Source organism: Acidisoma sp. S159 (assembly GCF_009766125.1).
GTDB lineage: Bacteria > Pseudomonadota > Alphaproteobacteria > Acetobacterales > Acetobacteraceae > Acidisoma.
On sequence record NZ_LMUG01000002.1, the window covers coordinates 301929 to 308244 of the forward strand.

6 protein-coding genes are annotated in these 6316 nt (G+C 65.8%); all 6 read right to left on the reverse strand.

Annotated features, from left to right (window positions below):
* Window positions 1-85 precede the first annotated feature (85 nt).
* Window positions 86-1747 carry an NAD(P)/FAD-dependent oxidoreductase gene (locus GSQ92_RS01620; RefSeq protein WP_159012860.1) on the reverse strand — a complete coding sequence of 554 codons (1662 nt, stop codon included), beginning with the start codon at window positions 1745-1747 and terminating at the stop codon, window positions 86-88.
* Between the two features lie 633 nt (window positions 1748-2380).
* Window positions 2381-2998, reverse strand: a complete 618-nt coding sequence (locus tag GSQ92_RS01625; RefSeq protein WP_174246735.1) for a 2-dehydro-3-deoxy-6-phosphogalactonate aldolase — start codon at window positions 2996-2998, stop codon at window positions 2381-2383.
* Window positions 2995-3897 carry a 2-dehydro-3-deoxygalactonokinase gene (locus tag GSQ92_RS01630; RefSeq protein ID WP_159012861.1) on the reverse strand — a complete coding sequence of 301 codons (903 nt, stop codon included), beginning with the start codon at window positions 3895-3897 and terminating at the stop codon, window positions 2995-2997. The genes GSQ92_RS01625 and GSQ92_RS01630 overlap by 4 nt, the downstream gene beginning before the upstream one ends.
* Window positions 3898-4056: 159 nt before the next feature.
* Window positions 4057-5235, reverse strand: a complete 1179-nt coding sequence (locus tag GSQ92_RS01635) for a GNAT family N-acetyltransferase (RefSeq protein WP_158805574.1) — start codon at window positions 5233-5235, stop codon at window positions 4057-4059.
* A 98-nt stretch (window positions 5236-5333) separates the two neighbouring features.
* Window positions 5334-5804 carry a RidA family protein gene (locus GSQ92_RS01640; protein WP_158805573.1) on the reverse strand — a complete coding sequence of 157 codons (471 nt, stop codon included), beginning with the start codon at window positions 5802-5804 and terminating at the stop codon, window positions 5334-5336.
* Complete coding sequence (fdxA, locus tag GSQ92_RS01645) at window positions 5801-6133, reverse strand: ferredoxin FdxA (RefSeq protein WP_158805572.1); 333 nt, start codon at window positions 6131-6133, stop codon at window positions 5801-5803. The genes GSQ92_RS01640 and fdxA overlap by 4 nt, the downstream gene beginning before the upstream one ends.
* Between the last annotated feature and the right edge of the window lie 183 nt (window positions 6134-6316).

Here is a 6316-nt window from a genome sequence, read left to right on the forward strand (position 1 = left end):
CGCGTGACAAATGGCACGCGCACCGGCTGAGAGATTGCATTCAGGCGGAGCGCCGGGGCCGATCGAACTCTGGTGGCGGCTGCTGTTATGGCTGTGGCATTTGCTGACGCGACCGGCCTGAACCGAGGTAGGTCTCATCGGTGACGATCGATCGCGCCACCGCCTCAGCCGCGCGGATGCCGTCCACGGCGGCCGAGAGAATGCCGCCCGCATAGCCGGCGCCCTCGCCCGCCGGGTAAAGGCCGAGGGTGTTGCGGCTCTCGCCATTTGCAGCGCGGGTGATCCGCAGTGGCGCGGAGGTGCGCGTCTCGACGCCGGTCAGAACCGCGTCACCCATGGCAAAGCCGCGAATCTGACGGTCGAAGGCGGGGATCGCCTCTCTGATCGCGGCGACGGCGTAGTCTGGGAGGCAAGATGCGAGATCGGTGGGGGTCACGCCCGGCTTGTACGACGGAATGACGCCGCCCAGCGCGGTAGAGGGCCGGCCAGCGAGGAAGTCCTCGACGCGCTGCGCGGGAGCAGCGTAGGTGCCCCCGCCGGCGGTGAAGGCGCGTTGCTCCCACTCACGCTGGAAGGCGATGCCCGCGAGCGCGCCCCCAGGGTAATCCGCGGGGGTGATCGAAACGACGATACCGGCATTGGCGTTCCGCTCGGCTCGCGAATATTGGCTCATGCCATTGGTCACGACATGCTTAGGCTCGGAGGTCGCGGCAACGACTGTGCCGCCGGGACACATGCAAAAGCTATAGACCGAGCGGCCATTGCTCGCGTGATGCACCAGCTTGTAATCGGCGGCGCCGAGGAGCGGGTGGCCGGCGCTGGGGCCGAAGCGGCAAGTGTCGATGAGCGATTGCGGATGCTCGATGCGCAGGCCGATCGAGAAGGGTTTCGGCTCGAGGAAGACGCCGGCCTGGTCCAGCATCGCGAAGGTATCACGGGCGCTGTGGCCGATCGCGAGCACGACATGGTCGGCACTGATGTGGCTGCCATCGGCCAGGATCACGCCGCGTAGCTGCCGTCCCTGGGGCGTCTCCGCGATGTCGAGGCCATCGACGCGGGTGCCGAAGCGATATTCGCCACCTAGCGCCTCGATCTGCACGCGCAGGGCCTCGACCACCGTCACCAGGCGGAAAGTGCCGATATGGGGTTTGCTGACATACAGGATCTCCGGCGGCGCACCGGCGGCGACGAATTCCTCCAGCACCTTGCGGCCGAGGTGAAGCGGATCCTTGATGCCGCTCCAGAGCTTGCCGTCGGAGAAGGTGCCGGCACCGCCCTCGCCGAATTGGACGTTGGATTCGGGCGCAAGGATGCCGCGTCGCCAGAGGGCCCAGGTGTCCTTGGTGCGCTCCCGCACGACCTTCCCGCGATCGAGGATGATCGGGCGGAAACCCATCTGGGCGAGGGTCAGCGCCGCCAGCAGCCCGCAGGGGCCGGCGCCGACAACGATCGGGCGATGTTCAAGCGTGGCGGGCGCGTGGGCGACTTGGTGGTAGGCGATGTCGGGCGTCGGGGTGATACGGGGGTCGGGTTTCGGCCTCGCGAGGACAGTCGACTCGTCCCGCAGCGCCACATCCAGGGAATAAACCAATGAAACGGCGGATCGCCGCCGGGCGTCGTAGCCGCGGCGCGCCACGTGCAGCGCGCCGATCTCGGCCTCACCCACTTCCAGACGCGCCGCCGCGGCAGACCTTAGCGCGGCCTCGTTATGGTCCAGGGGAAGCTTGAGTTCGGTAATCCGCAGCACGCCAATGCCTCCCACAGGGTCTTTGGATGGCCGGTATCAAGACGGCTCGCCAAGCGCAAATTCATGGTAACCAAAGATGTCTAGAGGAGAGTTTCCATCTCTTCGGAGCGACCAATAACTCGTGTTTCTACACGACTTCCGGCTTCCAATGGCTGCGGCGCGAAGCAAGAGCCGCTGCCTTTCGGGCGAGATAGCAGCCCGCCGTTCGAGACGCTCCAAAGCTTGGATCGTGGCGCAATCGCTCGGATCATCGACACCGTCTGGGGAGGGAACGAACAAGAACTTCATGCAATGAACCACGCGTATCCCGTTGGTGGCCCCTTTGGATACTTTGGAACCCTGTCACACTGGGTTGCTTCTCAGCCCGGTGCACCGAGCTTGACACATTGTCTCGCCACCCGCCGCCCCGAATTCCTCATGACGAATCGTCAGGGTCTTACTCCTTACGATGTCGCGATGGGTCATAGTAATTTCCAGGCTGCCGCTCTCATTGCTCGATCCCTCGATCGGCCCGAACTGATCCGAGCGCCGGGCTACGGAATGAGATTATGTTCATCCGCCTCAACTTACGTTTAACGCGAACGCTTTTCGGCGTACCAAATAGAAGCGACGCATAGACCGACGGAACCGAGTTCAACTGGCCAGGCTGCAGGCGGCGACCAGGGCGCGTGCCTTGGCGGCGACCGCCGCCGCGGTATCGCCAGGCTTGTATATGGATCCGCCGATCCCGAAACCCGCCGCCCCGGCTGCCCGCCACGCTGGGATATTCTCGACGCCTACGCTGCCGACCGGCAGGGTAAGGGTTTCCGGCGGAAGCACGGCTCTCATGGCCTTCAGCGCGGCCGGGCTGGAACCCTCGGCCGGGAATAGCTTCAGGGCGTCGGCGCCGGCCGCGAGGAGCGAGAAAGCTTCGGCGGGACTGAGAAAGCCGGGCGCCGCGAGCATGCCGTGCTCCTTCGCGGCGCGGACGATCGCGGGATCCGCGTGCGGCGTCACGATCAACCGGCCGCCGGCTGCCGCGACCTCGGCCACCTTCGCCGTCGTCATCACGGTGCCTGCGCCGATCAGCATGCGCTCGCCGAAACGGGCGGCGAGCCGGCGGATGCTCTCAAAAGGATCGGGAGAGTTGAGCGGCACCTCGGCGATCAGCACGCCTTCGGCTTCGAGGGCGTCGCAAATTGCCTCGACCTCATCCGGCCGCACACCGCGCAGGATGGCGACCAGGGGTGAGCGCGCCAGCCAGGATTTCATGACGCCGATCCTTCGGACCACCGGACAGAGCGGGCGATGGCAAGCAGGCCGAGCGCCGCCGGTTCGCCCGCCGCTATATGGGCATCGCCGCCGCAGAAGCGAATGGCATCGAGATAAAGGCCGCAAAGCGTCGGGTCACCGATCAGTAGCACCGGCCCGGCATCCTGGGCATCGGCCAAGGCGGCGCGCACCTCATGCCCGAGCAACAGTCCGGAAAGGTAGGAGGCCGCCGCGTTCTCGTTGAGGCGGTCAAAGAGGCCGAGCGTGCGGACGCCGAAGAGATGGCGCAGCAAGCCGCCAGGGTCGGCGCTCCGCCGCAGCCCTTGTCGCAGCGCCGCCGGATCTGCGGGCGCATCCGCCTTCATCATGCGGCCGAGAATGGTATGGGCGCTGAAGGCGGCGAAAGCCTCGCCGGTCATGTAGGTCGCGAAGCGCAGGATGCGGCCGTCCCGCACCACCGCCCATTTCGCGTGACTGCCGGGCAGGCAGACTGTGCCGCCCACGCCGATCTGCGATAGAGCGCCGAGGATCTGGGTCTCCTCGCCGCGCATGACTTCCGGGACGCCGGCGGCATCCTCACTGCTGACGCCGGGAACGATGAGTACCTCGGCGCCATCGAAGGGCGCGCGGACGGCGGAGGCGCCCAGCGTCTCGACACTTGCCGGGCAAGGCAGATAGGGCGCCTCGACCCAGCCCTGGCGGCTGCCGACCATGCCGGACAGCAGCACCTGGCGTTCGCCGGCATTCAGCCAGGGCAGCACGGCCTTGCGCAGGGTCTCGGCGAATTTCCGCGCCTCGATCGTCATCAGGCCGGAAACGGCTGAAAGCTTGTCGACAACCTGCCCGTCGCGCATGCGGTAGGCGCGGAAGCTGCTGGTTCCCCAATCGACGCCGATCATGCGCTGATCCTCAATCCGTTCAGACCTTGAGGTAGAGATACAGCATCCCGAGCAGCAAGCCACCGGCGCCGTTCGGTCAGAACTTCATCCAGCGGGCGCCAAAAAGCCGACAAGACAAAGCCAGCGAGACGTGCTTTCCGCTTTGCTATGAGAGACTTGCTAGGTCTCCGAGCCGAGCGGTGAACCGTCACCGTCCCGCTTGAAGGGCGAGAGCGTTGCCAGGTCTTCCATATGGGCGAGGATCGCGGGCCGCTCCTCCTCCAGAAAACTGGCAATGGCGCGGCGGAGGCCCGTGTGCTCGATCCAATGGAGCGAATAGGTGGTGCTCGGCAGATAGCCGCGCTGGATTTTGTGCTCGCCTTGCGCGCCGGCCTCGACCCGCGAGAGGCCCTCGGCGATCGCGAAGTCGATGGCCTGATAGTAGCAGAGCTCGAAATGGAGAAAGGGCCAGTTGCCTCGGCAACCCCAGTTGCGACCATAGAGCGCGTCGCTTCCGACGAGGTTGAGCGCGCCGGCCACCGGCTTTTGGCCGTCATAGGCGAGCATGAGAACGACGCGGTCGCCGAGCCGCTCGGCTAGCATGGAGAAGAAGCGGCGGCTGAGATAGGCGCTGCCCCACTTGCGATCGACGGTCGATTGGTAGAAGCCGAAGAATGCGTCCCACATCGGTTTGGTGATCTCGTGCCCTCGGACGGTGCGAAAGCTTAGGCCCGCCGCCTGGGCATCGCGTCTTTCGCGCCGGATGACCTTACGCTTGCGGGAGGACATCGCGCCGAGGAAGTCGTCGAAGCTGGCATAGCCGGCATTGGCCCAGTGAAATTGGACACCGATACGCTGCAGCCAGCCGGCATCACCGAGGGCTTCCCACTCCCGCTCCTCGCAGAAGGTCACGTGGACGGAGGAGAGGTCGAGTTCCCGGCAGGCTTGAGCGAGGGCCTGGCCCAGCACCGCGAAGGGCACGCGCGAGCCTGGACGACGCAGCAGGCGCGGCCCCGGCACCGGGCTGAAGGGAACCGAAGCCTGTAGCTTAGGGTAGTAGCTGCCGCCTGCCCGCTCAAAGGCATTGGCCCAGCCATGATCGAAGACATATTCGCCGTAGGAATGCGACTTCGCATACATCGGCACGATACCGGCGACGGCATTCGCCTCATCCCGCAGGACCGCATGCTGGGGGAGCCAGCCGGTGCGGCTGCCCGCAGAACCGCTATCCTCGACGGCGCTTAGAAATTCGTGGCTGACGAAGGGGTTGTCGCTGCCGGCGCAGGCGTTCCAGTCGGCGGGATCTATCTCGTGGATGCTGCTGTGGAGCGAGAGAGTGAAACTGGCAGCATCCGGCATAGGGCTGACATAAGGTCGCCGCCGCCGGATTGGAAGCGACGGGAGCCGTAGCCGGATCATCCGCTAGCGCGGGGCTCCGGCCGCTCCTCGCTCGGCGGTCAGCCGATCGCGAAGAGGCCCTCGACCTCGACGGCGGCATCCAGCGGCAGGACGGCGACGCCGATCGTCGAGCGGGCATGGCGGCCGATGTCGCCAAAGATCTCTACTGCCAGGTCCGAGGCGCCGTTCATCACGGCCGCTTGCTGGGTGAAGTCGGGTGTGGAGGCGATGAAGCCGCCGAGACGGAGCACGCGCCTTACCCGGCCGAGATCGCCATCACAGGCGGCGCGTAGCTGGGCGAGCAGGTTGATGAAACAGGCGCGCGCCGCCGCCTTACCTGCCTCAACCGAGACCTCCGCACCGAGCTTGCCGGTGGCAAGCAAGGCACCGTCCCGCAAGGGCAATTGGCCGGAGATGGTGACAACGCCCTGGTGGATCGTGAAGGGGACGTAGGTCGCGACCGGCGCCGGCGGCTCCGGCAGGGTGATCCCGAGTTCGGCGAGGCGGCTTTCGATCGTGGCCATCGTCATGGTGTTCCAGGCTCGGGTGAAAAGAGGGCTTCCTTGCCCGGCTTGCCCTTCCAGTCCTCGCCATCGGCGGGCGGAGTGCCCTTGCGGGTGATATTGGGCCATTGGGTCGAGAAGGTGCGGTTGCGTTCCGCCCAGGCGGTGGCGCGGTCGTCGCTGTCAGGCAGGATGGCCTCGGCGGGGCATTCGGGCTCGCAGACGCCGCAATCGATGCACTCGTCCGGGTTGATCACGATCATGTTCTTGCCGATGTAGAAGCAATCGACGGGGCAGACCTCGATGCAGTCCTTGAACAGGCAGTTGATGCAGTCTTCGGTGACCACGTAGGTCATACGGCGCTCCCGGATAGGCAAAAGGGCGACGCCCCCGGATGGAGGTGCCACGACGGCGGGATATGCCGCCGGGTGGCCGGGAGCGCAAGGTGCCGTGTCGACGCGCCTAGTGTCCTGATTCCGAAGTTTCTATCCACATCTCTGCTGGACGTCGACGGTTCTTTGGCAGAAGCGCTGGATTGA

What these genes read in the sequence shown, in the direction of transcription:
- GSQ92_RS01635 (WP_158805574.1), bottom strand. Translation starts at nt 5,235, where the DNA reads ATGCCGGATGCTGCCAGTTTCACTCTCTCGCTCCACAGCAGCATCCAC.
- GSQ92_RS01625 (WP_174246735.1), bottom strand. Translation starts at nt 2,998, where the DNA reads ATGAAATCCTGGCTGGCGCGCTCACCCCTGGTCGCCATCCTGCGCGGT.
- GSQ92_RS01640 (WP_158805573.1), bottom strand. Translation starts at nt 5,804, where the DNA reads ATGACGATGGCCACGATCGAAAGCCGCCTCGCCGAACTCGGGATCACC.
- GSQ92_RS01630 (WP_159012861.1), bottom strand. Translation starts at nt 3,897, where the DNA reads ATGATCGGCGTCGATTGGGGAACCAGCAGCTTCCGCGCCTACCGCATG.
- fdxA (WP_158805572.1), bottom strand. Translation starts at nt 6,133, where the DNA reads ATGACCTACGTGGTCACCGAAGACTGCATCAACTGCCTGTTCAAGGAC.